This window comes from Streptomyces carminius, assembly GCF_002794255.1.
Classification (GTDB): Bacteria; Actinomycetota; Actinomycetes; order Streptomycetales; family Streptomycetaceae; genus Streptomyces; species Streptomyces carminius.
The window spans coordinates 252,305-272,301 of record NZ_PGGW01000071.1; the positions used below are offsets into that span (position 1 = coordinate 252,305).

The window sequence follows — 19,997 nt, forward strand, 5'->3', positions numbered from 1 at the left end:
CCGGGAGTTGTGCTGTCTCCTCAGCTCAAGCAGTACTACGGCCACCTCCGACGCCCACCCGGCTCACGCCCACTTCCCGGGATCACCGGTTATAGGGCGCACCGCTTCCGGTGACGATTCTCCGCAGGTCACCGGGCCGGGGAGGGCCTCCCCAGTTCCCGCCGCCACCCTCGATACGTTCCGCGCCCCATACGCCGGGGAGTCCTTCACGGCTGCCCGTCCAGGATCTTCACCGCTTCCATGGCCTTCGCCCCGATTTCGAAGGGCTCGGCACTCCCTCGTTCCACCCGAAAGGATGGCTGAGTAACGACGCCGCAGGCTTCGCGTGATGCTACGGACCGTATCGTCGCTCCCCCTTTACAGGGCCTTTGACGCTGGGCTTCGACGCCGGACGTTTCCCTCCGACGCCGCCAGCCTGCTACCGGGCCTCCTGGCAGCTACCCGGACCGGACTTCCACCGGCAGGCGACGACGAGCTTACGAACAGCAAGAACACCGCTACGTCACGGTGTCACCCCCTGTCCTGCTGGGCGCACGAGAAAACCTCACTGGGCCACGCCCTCGGCTCCGCCGGCGACGACCCCGACGATCCACCCGCTGCAGCCGTCGTCCGCTGACGTTGCCGTCAGCGTTGCCGTCAAACGCGTGAGAAGCCCCGCCAGGACCCAACTGACGGGGCTTCACGGGTCACCTATTGCGCTCAGATCTCCTTGCCCAGCTCTTCCGCAAGCCCTTCATGCAGGGCTTCATTCTGCTCACGCGTCGATGACCATGCTCGGCTGTAATGAACCAGACGCTTAGCTTCGGCAGCTGGGCAAATCCCCAGATCATTCACTGCACGAATGCAAGCGATCTGCGAGAATCCGCGCCCTTTGAGGTATTCAAGCACGGCTTCGACTCCCATGCCCTGTCTCAGCTTGGGTCGAAGCTCCTGCAGAGCCGTCTCGTACTGCGCTTGTCCGATCACTTGGATTCTCCAGAATACCTGGTCAGGTCGATGGTGAAGTCGACCTTATGCCCGACAGGCCCGCTCAGTCTCTCTCCCTCAATCCTAAGTGATTCGTACCCCTGCCTTGCCAGAGACGGAGCTATGTTACCTCGAAGCTCCGAAAGGACTGGCCCAACTCCAAGGCTTCCGCGCTCAAGACCGTCCTCTCCATAAACAGCAACGTTGGAAATGGTTACACGCGCACCATTTACTTCCACATTGCCGCCAATTCCAACCACCCCGTGCGGGGTGCTCATCTCATGCCAGAGGTAATCGCCATCGGCAACGTTCGGAAATCCACATGCAGGACCGCCGGAATTATGCACCAGAACCGGCGTGGCCCCCGCCAGCACATAGTACGTGTGAAGGTCGTCAACGGTGAGGTTGTAGGTCGTCGCGCGCTTGGTGAAGGGGTGGTTGGCGGTGACGATGACGGTCTCGTTCTCGTCCGTCAGCAGCGTCATGCCGGGACGCAGGTCCTCAGCCTCGACCCAGCGCTTCTCCGACGGGGACCAGAAGGGGTGTTCATGGGTCGCCGTGAGGGTCTCGACGCCGTCACCGGTGGCGATGGACAGTTTGTTGAAGTGCTTGTCGTCCTCGGTGACGATCAGACGGGTGACCTCTCTGGGTCCCGTCTCGCCCGTCTCGGGGTCGGTGGCCAGCACCTTGTCACCGAGTTCGACGTCCTCGATGTCCTTGGTCGCCCCATCGGCCATGAGGACGTCGGTGCCGGCCAGGAAGCACTTGCAGCTCTTCATGGACTTGGCGAGGATCTTGCCGCCCTTGACGACCTTCAGCCAGGGAAGGTCCGTCGCGGCCCAGCCACAGCCGGCCAGATCCGCCTCGGTGAAACACCGGTCCCAGGCGTCGACATCGGGCAGCAGCAGAGCCGTCCCCGTCTCCCAGAGGAACTTCCAGTCCGGTTCGTCGACAGGAGGCTGGGAGCAGGTGTTGGCGCGCCACGCACAGGACGGCGGCGCAACCTGAACCTTGAAGACCTTGTTGCTGCTGCGGTGGGTTCCGCCTCCCCCTCCCCTGTTGCCGTACCTGCTGCCGTACTGGCGGCCACCGCCGGTTCCGCCCTGGGCCGCCGTCTCCTTGTGGTAGTTCTTGCCGCGCTTGATCTTCTTGATGTCGCCGGTTCCGCCGGATCCGTTGGTGCAGTCGTACTGTCCGCTGGCGCACTCCGGGTACGCCTTGCCGGTGGGATCGGCGAAGGTGGCGGGGTTGTTCCCGGCATAGCTGTAGCCGTTGACCGACTGGTGCTGTTCGGGGTTGAGAAGCGGGTCGACGCTGATGAACTGACCGGTGCCCGGGTCGTACTGGCGGGCCCCGATGTGGGTGAGGCCGGTGGTGGTGTCGTGGGTCTTGCCCAGGAACTGCTTGTCGTCGGGCCAGGGACCCTCGACAGGTGTACCCCGTTCGGCACCGAAGGGGGTGGTGTAGCGCTTGGTGACCTTCTGGGTGTCGGAGCTGATGGCCAGGGTGGAGGTGCCGTGGTGGTCTCCGGCCAGGTACCGGAGTGTGTTGGTGCCGGAGGCATTGGTGCGGAGGGCGACCGTGAGGTCTCCGGCAGAGTAGTAGCGCTGAGCCCAGGCGGTGCCGTCGGCTCCGAGGTGGAGTTCGGTGGCTCCGGCGTACAGCACCCGCTCGCCGTTCTCGGTGGTGCGAATCAGCAAGGTGCCGTCGGCGTCGTAGAGGTAGCCCGTTGAGGTGTCGCTCTCCGTGAGTTCTGTGAGCTGCCCCTCCTCGGACCAGTCAAGTTCCTGGGGGCCGCTCTCACCGGGGCGGCGGGTGGTGTTGCCCGAGGGGTCGTAGGCGTAGGTACGGTCGGGGTTGGCGCAGTCGGCGTCCGTACTGGTGCCGGTGAGGGTGTGGGGCTTGTCTCCGGTGTAGCAGTAGGTGGTGGTGTCGGCGCCGTCGGTCTTGTGAACGGTTTCGCTGGTGCGCTGTCCGGCGTCGTTGTAGGTGTAGCTGTTCCAGTACGGCCCCGGGCCGGAAAGACGGCCCGCGCTGCGGGAGTCGAAGCAGTCCTGGGATGCGGGAGTCCATGCCTCGATCAGGCGGCGGTGGCCGTCGTAGTCGAAGCACTGGGTCTCGGCCTTGCCCGTACCGCCGAGGGTGGTGGGATCGGCGATGGAGGTGACATTGCCCGCGTCGTCGAAACGGTAGGTGAGGTCCTGCAGCACACCGTCCAGGTCCGTGACACGGCTGCGGGTGAGCCGACCGGTGCCCTCCTCATGGGTGTTGCTGATGAACACCTTGGCGGTTCCGGATTCGCTGGAGGTGCCGAGGACGAGTTGCTGGGCCTGGCCGAGGGGTGAGTAGTCGGTGTCCAGGAGGTAGCCGGTGGCGCCGCTGACGGAGGTGACCTGGCCCAGCGCGTTGTGGCCGTATGTGATGTTCTCCGACGGCAGGCCACCGAGGGCGGGTTCCTGGACGAGACCGAGGGTGCCGTCGATGTTGTAGTCGCTGACGTACGTCAGCTCGGCGGGCGCCCCGGCCCGGACGAACGGGTCGTCCGCCGGGAGCCGCAGTGCGGTGCCGACAGGCCGGTTCAGACTGTCGTAGGCGGTGACGGCCTTGGTGTACGCCTGTCCGCCCTTGCCGCCCACATAGCGGGTGGAGGTGGCCGGCTGCCCCTTGAGGACGGTGTCGTAGGTGCGGGCGGTCAGTTGTGCGGCGTCGGTCTTCTCCCCCGCCCAGGTGCCGGTGACGCGGTCGAGCTCGTCGTAGGCGGTCAGGATGGTCCTGCCGCGGGCGTCGGTGCTCTTGACCGCGCGGTCGAGGATGTCGTACGCGGTGGTGGTCTCGCCCTTGTCCGGATCGTCGGCGCTCACCTGGCGGCCGAACAGGTCGTAGCCGTAGGTCCATTTCGCACCGTCGGGACCGGTGATGGTCCGCTGCTGGTCGTCCAGGGTGTAGGTGGTCCTCACCGCGGTGTACGGCGCGCCCGGGCCGGTGCCGTAGGAGGCGTCGGCCGGGCTCTCCCCTGCGTACTCGCGGGTCTCGACGGTGCGGTCCCGGACATCGGTGATGGCCCGCCGGGCCGAGCCGCCGTCGAGGGCGGTGGTGGCGGTGGAGTCTCCGGTGTAACTGGTGGTGGTGCTCCACTTCTTCACGCCGAGGACGAGCAGGCTGCTGGAGACGGCCCGTTCGGCACCGTCGAAGACGGTCTGGACCTGCCTGGGTGCCTCGCCGTGCTCGGCGCGGGTGTAGGTGCCGTTCGGGGTACTGGTGTCGTCGAAGATGTCCGCGTAGGTCTCGTGGGCCAGGCCGCGGGTGTCGTAGCGGGTGTCGGTCAGCAGCCGGCCGCCCAGCGGAGTCGGGGACTGGGTCTGCAGGGGGCGCAGCAGCGCGTCGTAGAGGGTGTAGGCGGTGTTGTAGGTCTTGCCGTCCTTCCGCACCGTCGAGGTCGACACCCATGAGGGCCTGGTGCCGGACAGGTGGTAGGCCATCTTGGTGTTGGGAAGGTCCTCGCCGCGGATGCGGTTGGGCAGCCAGACCTCGGTCAGCCGGCCGAGCGCGTCATAGGCGAGCTGGGTCTCCCCGCCGTTCGGGTCGTAGCTGCGCTGGACCATTCCGCGGCGCGGATCCAGGAACTCGGTGGCCTTGTGCCCCTTGGGGTCGGCGGTCCTGGTCTTGGTCAGCGGGCCTGCCGTGGCGGGCGTGTAGGCGGTGGTGACCGCCTTGCCGTCGGCATTGGTGACGGTCAGCGGGCGGCCGAGGGCGTCGTGGGTCGTGGTGGTGACCGTCTGCCAGCCGGTGGGGAGACGGTCACCGTCCGCCGTGGTGGTGGCGTAGCCGGTGGCGCGGCCGTTCCAGGTGGCCGCGCCCCTGGTGGGCTTCTGTGCCGCCGTCCAGCCGGTGGCCTGCGGGTTGTCGTAGACGGTGGCGACATCGGAGAGCGCGTCACCTCGGGTGGCCGGGGTGGCCGGCAGGTTCAGCTGGGCGTCGGTGACCGAGCAGGAGCGGCCGACGGTGCGGGTGCGGGAGACCAGGCTGGTCAGGCCGGCGGCGGTGTTGCGGGCGTACCAGGTGCGGGTGCAGGTCTCGTCGCCGCTCCTGCCGACCTCGCCGGAGTCGTCGACGGTGGCGGCCATGCCGTGGTCGTCGTACGTCGTGGTGACCGCTCTGGCCCGCCAGGTCCGGGAGGCGGTCAGATAGGTGTAGTCGGTGCTCTTCTTCGTGCGCACGTAGCGGGCGATGTGGTCGCCGACGTCGGGTGCGTCCTGGCGGGCAGTCTCCTTGGACCAGGGGTCGTTGACGGTGGCGCTGATGGCGGTGGCACCGTCGTAGACGACCTCCTGCCGCAGCTGGCCGGCGTACTGGTCGCTGTCGGTGATCGCGGCGACGCCGAGGTCGGGCGAGGCCGGCGGGGCGACGGTGACCGAGCGGGTGCTGCCGTCCTTCCTCCTGTCGCCGTCCATGCCCTGCATGTAGTGGGACACGGTCTTGGAGCGGGTGACGTCCTTGGCGCCGATGTAGGCGGTCACCTGACGGTAGCCACGCCAGTCCGACCAGGTCCGCTCGCTCTTCGGGGTGAGCGGGTCGTCGCTGTAGTGCCAGGCGGCGCCCGAGTAGACGTACTCGTGCTCGACCGACCCGTTCTTCCCGGTGGGGTCGGCGTTGACAACGGCCAGGACGCGGTACTTGTGGAACCAGTCCACCGACGCCTCCCGGGCGCCGTTGATGTGCCAGTACTGCGGGTAGCAGGAGCGTGTGTTGGTGTCCTCGGCCGCCTTCATGACCTCGCTGCGGCGGCACTCCTCACCGGAGAGGGCCACATTGGTGATCGCGCCGGTCTCGGAGGTGATCGTGGAGATGCGTGGCCGGGTCAGGGGCAGGATGTCGTCGGTGCCGTCCACCCGGTTCGGGCGCATCTGGTAGGTGAAGGTGACCGGGTTCACCGTGATGTGGTCGGTGGCGGCCTTGCCGGTGCGCTTGATCGACTTCAGTGTCAGGACATGGTCGGAGGTGTCTCCGATGTCGCCGCCGTCGAGGTACTGCTGTGCCAGTGTCCAGGAGTCCACCGGCTCATGGGCGGAGGAAGCGGCCGACCAGGACCAGGTGTGGACACCGGTCAGCCGCTTGCGGGTGAAGAAGGCCGGGCCGGCGGAGTCGCAGTCATCGTCGCCGTCGGAGCAGATGGCGTCGTAGGGGACGTCCGGCCAGTTGTCGGCGGTGTCCTCGGTCAGCTTCGAGCAGTCGGTCGCGGTGCACCGCTCGGCGTGGGTGAAGGTGACCTTGGCGTCGGCGTCGTCGGTGAACAGCGCGTCCTTGCGCAGCCCGTACCGGATCTCCTTCAGGTAACCGCCTCGGGTGTAGGAGGCGTTGGCCTTGTCGGCCTTGTTCTTGCGGTAGTGGTTGGTCTCCTTGGCGTACCAGTAGGTGGTGGCGTTGCCGTGGGTGTCCTCGACGTGGTCCAGGTTCCACCGCCATGCCTGGGTCAGTGAGCGTCCGGAGAAGGAGCCGTCCCGGGAGTAGCCGGGCTCGCCGGAGTCGTCGCCGAAGACCGGGACGGTCCAGGTGGAGTTGGTGCGCTGGTCGCCGGCGCCGTCGAGCTTGTCCCGGCCGAAGACGTATTTGGTGCCGTCACCGGTGACCACGGTCCAGTACTCACCGTTGTCGTCGCCGTTGTCCGCGCCGGTGGAGCGGGTCACCCTGGAGTCGTCGTCGCTCTGCAGCCGCCAGGTGTCGGAGTCCACCTTCACCAGCCGGGTGGCCTTGCCGTTGAGCACCAGGCGGGCGTTGTCGTACTTCCAGCAGCGGTCGAAGACGTCCTTGTGGCCGTCGTCGTCGCAGCTTCCGTAGGAGCGCTCGATGTAGGACTCGGTCAGCGAGAAGCCCTCGCCCACCGGGGTGCCCTGGTTGTTGGTGGTGGCGGTGCGGCCGTCGACGCTTCCGGAGTCGTAGGACAGCGACAGTTCGGGGGACGGGCCGGCCGCCGCGGGGGGCAGGATGAAGTCGTAGGACCAGGTGAAGGACCCCGAGCTGCCGCCCGCCTGCCAGGAGGACGACTCGGACAGCTCCGTGGCGGAGTAGTCGCCCGTTCCCGTGGGTGACTGGCCCGTTCCCGCGGATGTCGCCGTGAGCGCGAGCACGGTCGCCGCCGATGTGTTGTCGGCGGTCTGCGTGGAGAGGCCGCTCTCGGTCCCGGCCAGCGGGACCTGTGCCGAGACGGTCTGGCCGGTGATGTCGTTGCTCGACGCGAGTGGGGTCTGCTTGCGGCATTCGGTCTTCTGCGGTGTGGTCAGCGCGCAGGCCGGAAGCCGTACCAGGCGCAGCCGCTGGGACCAGCCGCCGCCGACGACTCCGGCGAAGTCGCCGTAGTCGACGCGCACCGCTGCTCGGCCTGCAGTGTCCGCCTCGGCGGTCAGCAGCACACCGGTGACTCCGGCCTCTCGCGCCGCTTTCTGGCCCAGCACCGCGACCCGGGCCTCGCCTGCGGCCGCGCCGGGCGCCTCAGTCTGCGGGCTCAGGGTCACCGGCAGGTCGCCCGGTGACGCCTTGGCCGCCTTTCCGGCGGTGAGCCTCACCTCCGCCTCGCCGGGCTCCGGCCAGGCGGCCCGCTGCTCGGCCTTCGCGCGCCGGGCCTGCTCGGCGTTGGCCTCCTGGGTCTTGGCAACCCGCTCACGGGCTTCCGCCGCGCCTTGTCCGGTTATCTCTCTGACCTTGGCCACGCGCGGTTCCGGCGGTTCCGGCAGCGCGGGCAGCTTCCCGTTCTCGGCCCGTGCCACGGGCGTGATGCCGCCCGATACCACCACCGCCAGGATCAACGACTGCGCCAGCAGCCGCGCTCCCCGGCGTCTTTCCTTGCCTCTGCCCTGCCTTGAGGTGCCCGTACCAGAGTTCATGAGAATGCCCCACCCATGTCACACAGGAGATCGCCAAGCCACCGTCGAAGCCCCGAACGGGGCGGGTGCGGGCGGCTCGACCGGACGCCGCCCGCACCGTTGTCGTGCCGTTCCGTCAGCCGCCCACGCGGTCCTCGATCTGCTCGGAACCGGTCATCGCCCCGGCCCACAGCCGCACCTCCGCCACCCGGGCGGGCAGGTGGTGCTTCCACTGCCCCGAGGTGAAGCCCCGGCCCACGGCGAAGTCACCCGATCCCGCCCGGGCCGTGAACACCTGCGCGTCACCGTTCTGCAGATGGCCCACGTACAGGCTGATCGTTCCGGCCTGGGCGTCGAACACCCCGGTCAGACGGACCGCGCTGTCGAGTTCCGCGGTTTCCTCCGAGACCACCGAGGAGAACGTGCCGTCCGCGTTCATCCGCCCGAAGTGCCACCGGCCCGATGCCTCGGTCCGGTCCGTGTCCGTCTCGGGGTCGTAGACGGTCCTCTTGCCGGTGAGCTCGTACCACAGACCCCATGCCGAGCCGTCGGAGGTGCGCCGGCCGAGCACCTGGCCGGTGTACCCGGCGTCCTTGGCCAGGATTCTGGCGCTGTCCACTTCCACCGCGGTCGTCACGGTGAACGAGCCGGTGTCGTCCACCAGCGGGCCGGTGGCCGTGGCGGCGCCGTCGACGCCGTCCAAGACGATCGCCTCACCGTCCAGTGAGGCCCCGCCGGTCAGTTTCAGGTCCCTCCCGTAGCCGGAGACGGTGTCCGCCACGGTGGTGCCGCTGCCGGTGGACGGGTCCCAGTGGGCCACGAGTTCGACCGCCGCATGACCCTCGCTGATCTTCAGCCGCGCCTCGTCGGCGATCTCCTCGGCCGTCAGCGCCCGTTGCCACGCCGCGACCTCGTCGATGGAGCCGGGGAAGTAGTACTGGTGGACGTTGGCCCACTTGTAGCGCCCGATCTGGAACGCGCCCGTCGACGACCAGGAACCCGGGACCGAGACGGCACCCTGCCGCTTTCCGTTCACGTACAGGGAGAGGTTCTGGGATGCCGGGTCGTAGGTTCCTGCCAGATGGGTCCAGATCCCGGTGCTCGGTGCCTGCTTGGATATGACGCCGTGGTAAGCCGTCCCCGTCGCCGCGTCCTTTTCCTTCACTCCGAAGAACCACCGGCCGTTGCTCTTGGAGTACCCCAGGATGAAGGGTGAGTACTGGGTGCCGTCCTGTGAGGCGATGATGGCCTCCGAGCCGGTGTTCTGAAGCCGCACCCACGCGGACACGGTGTAGGCCGAGCGCGTCTCCAGTACCGGACCGCCGGTCGCCGCGTAGCCGCCGCTGCCGTCCAGCGCCAGCCCCTTGTCCGTGACCGGGGTCTCCAGTGGTGCGCCGTCGCCGTCATGGGTGATCAGACCGCGCCTTCCGCGATCGTCACGCGCGGCGCCGCCGTGGAGGGTGGCGTCGTGCCGGGTTCCGCCTCCGGCCGCCGAGTCCTTCGCAACGCCGTCGGCCTCGTCGAAGTGCCATCGGCCGACCGGCCCTTCGCCCGCGGCGACCAGGAAGTCCTTCACCTGCTGAGCGCCCCAGCGTCCGACTTCGTCCTTGCCCCGGACATACAGGCGGTAGGTGCCCGGCCGGTCGGGGGTGAAAGTGCCCTGCCACCCGATCACCGATACAAGAATCGGAGGCGCACCCTCGCATGCGTAGACAGGTATGGTGGGAAAACAGGTTTTTTTGGCGTCGAGCCATGTGCTGGTGGTGGTAAGCCGGTACTGGAATGCCGTTGTACTGAGCTGCTCACCATCTGCGGCGTTGAATGTGAAGGTGACCGGCTCCCCAGGCCCCCCGCCGGGCACGCACTCGTTGACCGTGCACTCGGTGTACGGGCTGCCGATCCTGGCCTTGGGCGCCTTGGGCGCGGTGGAGTCGACCTTGAAGTGGCACGCAGTGGTGTAACCGGTGTGCAGCCGGTTCGACCCGTCCTCGTAATACGACATGGTCAGGGCACGCAGCCGGTACTTCACCCCCTCCGACAGGGCGGGCAGGCTCCTGGTCTGTACCGCCAGGTTCCCGGCGTACCCGGAGGTCGGGCTGTCGACATCGGTGTGCGCGCGTACCCAGGAGGAGCCGTTCCAGCGGTCGGTGCGCCAGCGGATGCGCAGGTTCGCCCCCGCCTCACCGCCCGCGGCGGTCCGCGGCCTGCCGGTCACCGCCGGGGTGGGATCGCTGACCACGTCGGGGTCGGCCTCGCTGGTCGAGCAGACCGTGCCGTCGCCGGACAGCAGACCGACGTTCTTCGGCAGCGCCGGCCGCGCCACGTACTTCACCGCCAGGACCGCGTCGTTCTTGAAGCGTTTCCAGGCGGAGGTGTCGGACTCGTCCTTCGCCCGGATCTGCAGGGTGAACCGGGAGAACTTGCCCGCCGCAAAGTTCCGCACGGTGGGGGTGAGGTTCTCGTTGGATTCCTCCGGGTTGTCGTTGAACTCGATCGGTGCGTCCGGCGAGTCCGGGTCGCACAGTGAGCCGCGGCCCGCCGACACGTGCCGGTCGACCATCAGGTCCAGTTCCTTGGGGCGGGAGGACCAGGTGGTGGCGGAGGAGATGTTGTTGGTGCGCACCAGGTTCACCCACCGCGGGTCGCACTGGAACGCCCACGGCTCGGTGACGCGGAAGGTGGCGTCCAGGATGTTCTTGCCCTTCAGCTTGGCGGGCGAGAACTCGAAGTACAGGCGCTGCACATAGCCCGGCCCGCAGTAGTAGCCGCTCCAGCTGCCGCACTTGCCGGCGCCCTTGCCGCGGCCGTCGCTGCCGTTGCCCCAGCCGTAGGACTCGTAGCCGTCACTGCGCAGCAGGGTGCGCTCGGACTCGTTCAGCGTGACCGACGGGTCGATGTGCAGCGGGTAGACGGAGGCGTCGGTGTCCGTCAGCATCCCGGCGTCGGGGACCACCGTGAGGGTGTCCTCGGTGACCTCCACCTCCATCCGAGTCACCGTGTCACCCGGCTCCGGTTCCGGTTCCGGATCGGCCTCGGCGCCGGGGGAGTCACCGGTCTCGGCCCGCTCCGAAGTTTTCGCTGTGCCGGTGGTGAGGCGCGGTGTCTGCCGGCCGGTGGCCTGCTGTTCGGCGTCCTCGCCGGCCGAGTCCCACATCTGCGCGGGCGGGGCGCGGAAGACCGTCCTCCCGTCCCCGTCGACCGCCGTCAGGCTTCCGGCGGCTCCTTCGCGGAGGCTCAGTCCTGCGGCCTTGAGCCGGTAGTCGATCCGTTTCAGTTCGGGGTTGGCCGCCGCCCGGGGCGTCTTGACCACCAGTACGTGCCGGAAGCCCTCGGTGGAGGCGGTCACCCGCAGGTCGGTGTCCGGCAGCACCTCGCGGTACAGGGCGCTCGTCCCGTTCAGTTCCGGCTCCGGCAGGCTGTCCGGCCAGTCCAGTTCCAGGGAGCGCCCCTGCTCGGCGATCCGCACCAGCGGATCGTCTCCCCCGCCGGAGAAGGTCATCTCCGCCGCGGCGGCCTTCGGCCCCACCGAGCCGTCCGGCCTGACCTCCAGGGTGGGATCGGGCGCCTGCCAGCCGCCGCCCGGCCCGGCCACCCGTACCGGGACCGAGGACTCCTCCAGGGTGAAGGTGTGGCCGTCGGGATTGGCGAACACCGTCGAGTGCTCCGACCGTTCGCCGGTCACCTCGACCCGCTCCCCGGTCTTCTCCGCCTCGGCCAGGGCCCGTTGCCCCTCGGTCGGGGCCGGGGGTTCCCCGGTCCTGACATCGGCCTGTGCCGGCGACGCCGACAGCAGCCCCGCCGTCATCCCTGTCACGAGGGTGATGCCGACGAAGCCGAGTGCCCTCTTCCGTGGTCGCCCGGGAGTCACCCTCGAAGCGCCACTCCCCCACCGTAAGTTCACGCTTCCCCCCAGGCTTCACATGATCTTCAAAACCTGGGTATCCAATCGATCGATCACCGGCTCGGTCAAGGGAGATGTGGTCACAACAGGTCGATTGCGATCATCTTTGGCCGGAAAGCCTTCTCGCCAGGCCGGATTACGAACAGTGTCGTTGGCGGTGCGGCGGCGGCCGGCCTCCGGGCCCGGCGACACGCGCCGGGCCCGGAGGCCGGTGCCCGTTCCGGGGCCGGGCGGCCCCGCCCCGCCGGGGTCAGGTCAGGAGGCGGGGAACGCCGGGTACAGCGGCCCCGGGCCTTGAAGGATCCGGGCCTGCTGCATCCGGGTCAGGGCGCGTACCACCAGGATCGCCAGCACGGCGGCGACGATGCTCAGGATGTCGGACACGATCAGCATGACGAGTGCCGACTGGATCGTCTCGACGTACTCGTCCCGGTCGTACATCCTGCCGGCGCCGTTCCCGACGTATGTCGCCAGCAGCCACAGCGTCCACCAGGCGTTGACCAGGGGCCGGGAGGGACGCTCCGGGTCCGGGTCGTTCAGCGGCACCGGTGAGCTCGCGTTCCAGATGTCGAGGGTGATCCGGCGCGGGAACCACAGGTTGACCACGGGCACGAACCAGCCCCAGATCACCCAGCCGCGGCTCTTACGGTGCCCGTCGGGGACGAACACCTCGGCGTTGACCCGCACCCGGCGGAACCAGACCAGGAAGACGACGCCAGCCGCCAGCATCGTCGCGAACTGTGCGACACCCGCGAGCCCGTACAGCCGGTCGGCCCGGGCCGACTCCGCCTCGGTGACGGGTCGTCCGGCGATGAGGTCGTCCACCAGTCCGTGCACGGCCAGCCCGCCGTAGAGCGAGAACACGTCCGCGGCGATCACCGCCCCCAGCAGGACGGTGACGGCCTTCGCCAGTCCCGTCGGCGCGACGGGGACGGGACCGGCGGAACGAGCCGGATTCCTGGAACCGTCCAGGTGCTCGGCGTAGTCCGGATGATCGGGGTTCATGAAGAGCGGCCCCCCTGTGGGCATCGTGTGTCCGCCGGTCGGCGGACGGCTTTGGGTGACGGTTCCGGCCGGGTCCCGGCTCCCGGCGCGACCGCTGTGCGGATCGCCGGGGCCGGGGGGGCGGCCGGAGTGCGGTGTGCCGCTCAGCCGAGCTTGGCCAGCTGGGCGTCGATGACCGCGGTCGGCAGCGGGTAGTCCTTCTTGCCGCTGGCCGAGGCCAGGTTGAGGGAGACGAAGGAGGCGAGCGTGCCGCCCTGGCGCACGACCGCCAGCTTGACCGACACCACGTCGCCCTCCATGTCGGTCGTCAGCGTCCAGGCGGCCGACTCCTCGCCGCCGGTGACCTTCTCCTCGGTGATCCCGGTGACCTTCCGCTTGTCCCTCGGCGCGGTCGAGGTGAAGCCGCCGCCGCAGTCGGTGGCGGCGGTGCGCAGGTCCGCGAGGGCCTGCTCGGCGCCCGCTCCGTCGTAGGAGGACAGGGAGACCGTCGTCATCGTCATGTCGAGGGCCCCGATGAACGCCTCCGCGATCTCCTCCTCGGTCATCTCGGCGAGCTCGTCGAGCGAGGGCTCCGCCGGCTTCTTCGCCTTCTGGCTCACCCCGCGCTGCGCGGTCGCCGCGGGCTCGCCGACCCGCACGCCCGTCATCGCGTGCGCCAGCGGCTCGCAGCCGGCCTTGTCGACCTTGATGTCACCGGAGTCGGGAGCCTCCCCGGCACCGACCTTCTGGATCTCGTGGTCCTTGACGTCGCCCTCGGCGAGCGCGAGCTCGTCCAGCTCGGCGGCGGTCTTCGCCTTGACCGCCGGCTGGGCGGCGGCCTTCTCGTCGGCCTTGCCGGCCTTCGTCCCGTCCCCGCCCTTGTCGCTCCCGCCGTCCGGGTCCGAGCCGCCGCAGGCGGTGGCCAGCAGGGCCAGGCAGACCGCGGAGGCGGCGAGGGCGGTACGGCGCACGAGGGCAGGACGCATGGGCATGGGCATGGACCTTCTGCTTGAGAGGAGTTCAGGGGGTGCGGAGCCGGTCGGTGGCGCAAGAAGCGCACTCCGGTCGTCTTCACCCCGTGTGACCAGGTCACTTTAGAGGTGCGGTGATGACCGGCACATGCCGATGACGAACCAATGTGCGATTGTGATGCCCATGTGATCACTTGCCTGGTACACCTTTCGGTGTCCGCCGAAGCGATCCGCCCGCATGCTGGCCCCATGGACCGCACCGCCGACCGTGCCCCCGACCGCACCGGCCCCGCCCTCGCCCGGCTGGCCGGGCTGCTCGCCGACACCACCCGCGCCCGTTTCTGCCTGGCCCTGCTGGACGGCCGGGCCTGGACGGCGGGCGAGTTGGCCCGGCTGGCCCGGGTCGCCCCGGCCACGGCCAGCGGCCATCTGGACCGGCTGGTGGCGGGCGGCCTGCTGGCCGAGGAGCGGCAGGGGCGGCACCGCTACGTGCGGCTGGCCGGCCCATGGGCGGCCCAGCTGGTCGAGGACCTGGCCGCGCACGCCGGCCCGCCGCCCGCGCCCCGTTCGCTGCGTGCCGCCTCCGCGGACGCGGCGATGGCCCGGGCCCGCACCTGCTACGACCATCTGGCCGGACGGCTGGGGGTCGCGGTCACCGACGCGCTGCTGGAACGCGGCCTGCTGCAGCGGGACACCGGGTTCGCGGTGACCTGCGACGGGCTGCGCTGGTTCGGGCGGCTGGGCATCGAGCTGACGGCCCGTCCGCGCGGCCGGCGCCCGCCGGCCCGTGCCTGTCTGGACTGGACCGAGCGCCGCCCCCATCTGGCCGGGGTGGCGGGGGCCGAGCTGTGCCGCCACGCCCTGGAGGCCGGGTGGTGCGAGCGGATCGGCACCCGGCGGGCGCTGCGGGTGACCGGCGCCGGGCGGCGGGCACTGTACGAGCTGCTGGGCGTCACGGACGCCGACCTCGCCCTCCGGTCCGCCGCCGGGTCCGCGGACGGGACGCCATGAGAGCCGGGGCCCGGCGGGCCACTCCTCCGGGTGACGGCGGGGGCGGCGGGCAACGGAGCGGCCCCGATTGCGGTAGACCCGGGTATGTCGTCATGCTGCACTTGAACCGTCCGTGGAGGACCGATGAGCGCCCAGCCGCACTCGTACGCAGCCGTCGACCCGGAAACAGCGCTGAAGTACGCGATCCAGCACGTCCGGGGGGACCGGGTGCAGATCGTGGAGGGGATCATCGAGCCGGTGTCACCGAGTTGGGACCACGAGACGGCGGCGGATGTGATCCGCGAGCAGATCGGCCCGGTCGTACGGCGGCTCGGCTGCGTGACCGGGTCGGGCGATCTGGACCTGCCGGGGAGCAGCAACTGGTTCGTGCCCGATCTGGCCGTCGTCCCCCGGGACCTGGCCAAGGGGGCGGGGGCCCTGCTCCCGGAGCAGACACTGCTGGTGGTCGAGGTCACCTCCGACTCGAACGCCGACACCGACCGCACCGTCAAGCGCCGCCGGTACGCCGAGTACGGCGCGCCGCTGTACCTGCTGATCGACCGGCAGGAGCGCACCTGCACACTGTTCGCCGAGCCCGGCGGACTCGGCTACACCCGGGTGACGGGGCCGCACCCCTTCGGCACCCCCGTACCGCTTCCCGAGCCGTTCGCCATGGAACTGGACACCTCCGGTCTGGGGTGAGCCGCGCCGGGGGCGGCACCGCACACGACAGGAGCCGTATTCCGTGAGTCCCGCGTCCATGTCCGCCGTCTTCCGCGAGCTGCACCGCGCCGACCGCCCGCTGCTGCTGCCGTGCGCCTGGGACCACGCCTCGGCCGCCGCCCTGGCGGCCCAGGGCTTCCCCGCGATCGGCACCACCAGTCTCGGGGTGGCCGCCGCCGCGGGGCTGGCCGACGCCACCGGGGCCGCCCGGGAGTGCACCCTGGAGCTGGGACGGCGGCTGGCCCGGCTGCCGGTGCCGGTCAGCGTCGACATCGAGAACGGCTTCGCCGACGACCCCGCCGGAGTCGCGGCGTTCGCCGCGGAACTGGCCGGGGCGGGGGTGGCCGGGGTGAACATCGAGGACGGCCGACCCGACGGGACCCTGGCCGACCCGGTGCGGCAGGCGGAGCGGGTCGCGGCGGTGAGGGAGGCCGCTCCCACCCTGTTCGTCAACGCCCGCACCGACACCCACTGGCTCGCCGCCGAGCCGACCACGGCGGCCGCGCTGCGCCGGGCGCGCCGCTATCTGGCGGCCGGGGCGGACGGCGTCTTCGTCCCCGGGCTGGCCGACGAGGACGGCATCCGCGCGCTGGCCGGCGAGCTGGACGCGCCACTGAACGTCCTGTTCGCGCCCGGGCGGCACACCTGTGAACGACTGGCCGGGCTGGGGGTGCGCCGGATCAGTCTGGGGTCGCTGCTGTTCCGCGCCGCCCTCGGACGGGCGGTGGAGCTGGCCGTCCGGATCGCCGATCCGGCGGCCGGGGCACCGGAGACGCCCGACTACGCGCGGGCCCGGGCGCTGGCCGATCCCTGGACCCCGCCTCCCCTGCCGTGAACGGACGGGCCGGGCCCGCCGGCGTCCCCTGATCGGTGCCGTCCGGGCCGGGTGCCCGGACGCCCGCGCCCCGTGCCGTGCGGGCTCGCGGCTGAGCGCGGGGGAGACCACCGGCGGGCGAGGCGCGACCCCCGGGTGCGAACGCCCGGGGACCGGACTCCGCACGGAGCGGAGCCGGAGCACAGGGGCCGGGCCATGAGGCCGGGCCACGGCACAGGCCCGGGGCCCGGTTCGCCCTCCCCGGGCCCGCCCGTCCGAATCCCCGGGGCGGTTGTCGGTGCGGTGTGCCAGGCTCGGACCGTGGACCGTCCATCGCCTTCCGAGACCGACCGCACCGACTCCACCGACGGCGCAGACCGCACCGGCACCGCCGCCGAGGCCGCCGCCTCCCGGCTCATCGGGCGCGACCATCCCGCCGCCGTGCTGCGGGCGGAGGTCGCCCGGACGGCACGGAGCCACGGCGGTCTGGTCCTGGTCACCGGTGAGGCGGGCATCGGCAAGACGACGCTGGTGACGGACGCCGCCGACCGGGCACGGCGGCAGGGCGCCCTGGTGCTGAGCGGAGCGTGCTGGGACTCCTGCGACGCGCCCGGCCACTGGCCGTGGACGCAGGTCCTGCGCGCCCTGCGGCGCGGCACCACCGCCGGCCAGTGGGCGGAGGCCGAGAAGACCGCCGGCGGCGGCCTGGCCGTGCTGCTGGGCGAGGCCCCCGGCGCGGCCGACGGCACGGGCGATCCGGCGGCCGGCGGCACGGAGGGGGAGTTCCGGCTGCACGACGCGGTCACCGCCGCCCTGGTGGCGGTCTCCCAGCACCGCCCGCTGGTCGTCGTCCTGGAGGACCTGCACTGGGCGGACCCGGCGTCGCTGCGGCTGCTGCGCTTCGCGGCCGGGCACACCTGGTTCGAGCGGCTGCTGCTGGTGGGCACCTACCGCGACGACGAGCTGGAGGCGGACGGCCATCCGCTGCGGCCGCTGGTCCTGCCGCTGCTGACGCGGGCGGTGACGGTGACGCTGACGGGGCTGGACCGCGCCGGCACGGGCGCCCTGATCGCCCGCACCGCCGGGCGGCGGCCGGCACAGGAGCTGATCGCGGAGGTGCACCGCCGCACCGGCGGCAATCCGTTCTTCGTCGAGCAGACCGCCCGGCTGTGGCACGGCGCGGGTACGGCCGCCGCCGTCGCCCCCGGTGTCCGCGACACCCTGCGGCACCGGCTGTCGTTACTGCCCGAGGCGGTCGTACGGCTGCTGAGCCGCGCCGCCGTGCTCGGGCGGGAGTTCCACCGCGCCGTCCTGGCGGCCACCGCGGGCGAGTCCGCCTCCCGGGTGGACCGACTGCTGGAACGGGCCCTGGCCACCCGGCTGGTGACGGCGCTCGGCCCGGAGCGGTACGCCTTCGCCCACGACCTGGTCCGCGAGACGCTGTACGAGTCGCTCGGCGAGGCCGAGCGGCGCCGCCTGCACGCCGCGGCGGTCGACGCGCTCCAGTCCGCCACCGCGCCGGCCGGTGAGGTGCTCCCCGCCGACCTGGCCCGGCACGCCCGGCTGGCCGGGGACGGGATCGAGGCGCCGCGGGCGCTGGAGATCCTGCTGGCCGCGGCCCGGGACGCGGGCAGCAGACTGGCCGTCGAGGAGGCGGCCGGACACCACCGCCGCGCGCTGGAGCCGGCCGCCGCCTGCGGCGACCGGCGCAGGCAGGTGCTGATCCTGCTGGATCTGGGCAACGAACTGGAGTACCTGGGCGAACGGGAGGCCGCCCGGCGGGCGTTCACCGAGGCCGTCGATGCCGCCCGCGAGACCGGTGATCCCGGGCTGCTGGCCCGGGTGGCGCTCACCCTGCACCGGGAGGAGACACGGCGGCTCTCCCCCGACGGGGCCGAGGGACCGTCCGCCACCGGCCTGATGTACGAGGCATACGACCGGCTGGTGGGCGGCCGGGCCCCCGGCGCGGGCTCCGGCGGCTCCGGCGCGTCGGCGCCGGCCGCCGGTACGGCGCCCGGGGAGGCGGCGACGCTCGACCGGCTCGCCCGGGAGCTGACCGTCGGTCTCGCCGTACGGGCCCGGCGCGGCGGTGACGACGAGGCACTGGTCTTCGGGCTGTGGGCCCGCCACAACGCCGTCTGGGGCCCGGGCAGCGCGCCGGAGCGGGTGGCGCTCACCACCGAGCTGATGTCCGTGGCGCGCCGCCGGGCCGACCTGGAGACGGAGTACCTCGCGGCGTCCTTCCGCTGGGTGGCGCTGCTGGAGCAGGGCGACCCCGCCTTCCTGGACCAGTACCGCGCGTTCACCGCCCTGGCCGAACGGGCCGGGCGGCCCCGCGCCGACTTCTCCTCGTGCGTCGACCGGAGCATCATCGCCACGCTGACGGGCCGCTTCGCGGATGTGGAGCCGCTGCTCGACCGGGCCGAGGAGTACTTCACGAAGCGGCGGCACCCCCACATCGGTTACATGATCGGCCATCTGCGCTGGGCGCTGTGGCTGCAGCAGGGCCGGTTCGGCGAACTGGCGGACCTGCACCGCTCGCTCGCCGGGCACGGGCACCCCCAGCACCGGATCCTGGAGGGCATCACCGCGCTGGAGCGCGACGGCCCCGGGGACGCCGCAGCGGCGCCGGCCCTGCTGGCGGAGATCGACGCCGCGGGGCCGGTGTCCCCGTTCTTCGTGCCGCTGCTGCTGCGACTGCGGGCGCAGACGGCGGCGGTCGCGGACGACCCGGAGCTGTGCGAGCGGGTCCGCGCGGACCTGCTGCCGCTCTCCGACCAGTGGACGGTGTCGCTGTACGGGTGTGACGTCGGCGGCCCGATGGACCTGTGGCTGGGGGTGGTGGCGGCCGCCCGGGGACGGTGGGGCGAGGCGGTGAAGCGCCTGACCGCCGCCCACCGGTCGGCCGACCGCCTCGGGGCCCGGCCCTGGTCGGTCCGGGCCCGTCTGGAGCTGGCGCGGGCACTGCTCGCCCGGGGCGGGCCGGGGGACGGGCCGGCCGCCGAGGCCCTGCTGGCCGGGGTGGTCCGGGAGGCGGAGGGGCTGGGCATGCGGCATCTCGCCGAGCGGGCGCGCCGTACCGGCCCGGTCGGCCCGGCCGGTCCGGCGGTCGGCGGCACCGGGGCGGGCCGCGAAGACCACGGGCCCGTCCGGCTCCCGGCACCGGAGGCCGGGGAGGCCCGGGCCGCCCCGGTGCCGCCGGAGAACGTCTTCCGCTTCGACGGAGAGGTGTGGACCCTGACGTACCGGGGGCGCACGGTCCACCTGCCCGACGCCAAAGGGCTGCGGGACCTGCGTCTGCTGCTGGGCCGCCCGGGTGAGGACATACCGGCGGTACGGCTGCTGAACCCGGCCGGCGGCGAGACCGCGGTGGCCGCCCGGCGGCCGGGCGGCGACCCGGTGCTCGACGAGGAGGCCAAGGCCCGCTACCGGGAGCGGCTGGCCCGGCTGGACGAGGAGATCGACCGGGCCGCCGCGCTGGGCCGCGACGACCGGGCCGCCGCGTTCGACCGGGAGCGGGAGGCACTGCTGGGAGAGCTGCGGGCCGCCGCCGGGCTCGCCGGGCGCACCAGGCGGCTGGGTGACGAGGCCGAGCGGGCCCGCAAGGCCGTCACCGCGCGCATCCGCGACACCCTGCGCAGGCTGGACCGGCGCCATCCGGAACTGGCCGCCCATCTGCGGGCCGCCGTCTCCACCGGTGCCGCCTGCCGCTATCTGCCGCCCGACGGGGACGGGCCCGCCTGGCGCCTGTGACGGCCCGCGGCGGGGCGGCCCCGCCGCGGGCCCGGGGT

Annotated in this window: 9 protein-coding genes; 4 read left to right on the forward strand and 5 right to left on the reverse strand. The window is 71.6% G+C overall.

From position 1 onward, the window contains the following. Positions 1-699: 699 nt before the first annotated feature. The 5 genes from CUT44_RS33345 to CUT44_RS32270 form a co-directional block, all read right to left on the reverse strand. Complete coding sequence (locus tag CUT44_RS33345; protein ID WP_158239703.1) at positions 700-966, reverse strand: hypothetical protein; 267 nt, start codon at positions 964-966, stop codon at positions 700-702. Beyond that, positions 963-7,844 (reverse strand): polymorphic toxin-type HINT domain-containing protein, encoded by a 6,882-nt coding sequence (locus CUT44_RS32255; protein ID WP_100205538.1) that lies wholly within the window; start codon positions 7,842-7,844, stop codon positions 963-965. Before CUT44_RS32255 ends, CUT44_RS33345 begins: the two co-directional genes overlap by 4 nt. A 115-nt stretch (positions 7,845-7,959) precedes the next feature. Beyond that, positions 7,960-11,628, reverse strand: a complete 3,669-nt coding sequence (locus CUT44_RS32260) for a LamG domain-containing protein (RefSeq protein ID WP_100205539.1) — start codon at positions 11,626-11,628, stop codon at positions 7,960-7,962. 351 nt (positions 11,629-11,979) lie between these two features. Continuing rightward, positions 11,980-12,729: a DUF4328 domain-containing protein gene (locus tag CUT44_RS32265; RefSeq protein WP_100205540.1), complete on the reverse strand. Its 750-nt coding sequence runs from the start codon at positions 12,727-12,729 to the stop codon at positions 11,980-11,982. Between the two features lie 143 nt (positions 12,730-12,872). Further along, positions 12,873-13,700, reverse strand: coding sequence for a hypothetical protein (locus CUT44_RS32270; RefSeq protein ID WP_332888305.1), 828 nt, complete (start codon positions 13,698-13,700; stop codon positions 12,873-12,875). Between the two features lie 228 nt (positions 13,701-13,928). On the opposite strand from CUT44_RS32270, the gene CUT44_RS32275 reads away from it, so the two are divergent. The 4 genes from CUT44_RS32275 (at position 13,929) to CUT44_RS32290 (ending at position 19,959) form a co-directional block, all read left to right on the forward strand. Further along, positions 13,929-14,690, forward strand: a complete 762-nt coding sequence (locus CUT44_RS32275) for an ArsR/SmtB family transcription factor (protein WP_100205541.1) — start codon at positions 13,929-13,931, stop codon at positions 14,688-14,690. Between the two features lie 123 nt (positions 14,691-14,813). Beyond that, positions 14,814-15,371: a Uma2 family endonuclease gene (locus CUT44_RS32280; protein WP_100205542.1), complete on the forward strand. Its 558-nt coding sequence runs from the start codon at positions 14,814-14,816 to the stop codon at positions 15,369-15,371. A 43-nt stretch (positions 15,372-15,414) separates the two neighbouring features. Next, positions 15,415-16,227 carry an isocitrate lyase/PEP mutase family protein gene (locus CUT44_RS32285; RefSeq protein WP_332888306.1) on the forward strand — a complete coding sequence of 271 codons (813 nt, stop codon included), beginning with the start codon at positions 15,415-15,417 and terminating at the stop codon, positions 16,225-16,227. Positions 16,228-16,527: 300 nt separating this feature from the next. After that, the gene (locus tag CUT44_RS32290; protein WP_269846260.1) at positions 16,528-19,959 is read left to right on the forward strand and encodes an ATP-binding protein; all 3,432 of its coding nucleotides are present in this window, start codon (positions 16,528-16,530) and stop codon (positions 19,957-19,959) included. Positions 19,960-19,997 lie beyond the last annotated feature (38 nt).

Excerpts from the sequence above, each read along its gene's own strand:
- CUT44_RS32275 (WP_100205541.1), top strand. The coding sequence starts at position 13,929 with ATGGACCGCACCGCCGACCGTGCCCCCGACCGCACCGGCCCCGCCCTC.
- CUT44_RS32265 (WP_100205540.1), bottom strand. The coding sequence starts at position 12,729 with ATGAACCCCGATCATCCGGACTACGCCGAGCACCTGGACGGTTCCAGG.
- CUT44_RS32270 (WP_332888305.1), bottom strand. The coding sequence starts at position 13,700 with ATGCCCATGCGTCCTGCCCTCGTGCGCCGTACCGCCCTCGCCGCCTCC.
- CUT44_RS32280 (WP_100205542.1), top strand. The coding sequence starts at position 14,814 with ATGAGCGCCCAGCCGCACTCGTACGCAGCCGTCGACCCGGAAACAGCG.
- CUT44_RS32260 (WP_100205539.1), bottom strand. The coding sequence starts at position 11,628 with ATGACGGCGGGGCTGCTGTCGGCGTCGCCGGCACAGGCCGATGTCAGG.
- CUT44_RS32255 (WP_100205538.1), bottom strand. The coding sequence starts at position 7,844 with ATGAACTCTGGTACGGGCACCTCAAGGCAGGGCAGAGGCAAGGAAAGA.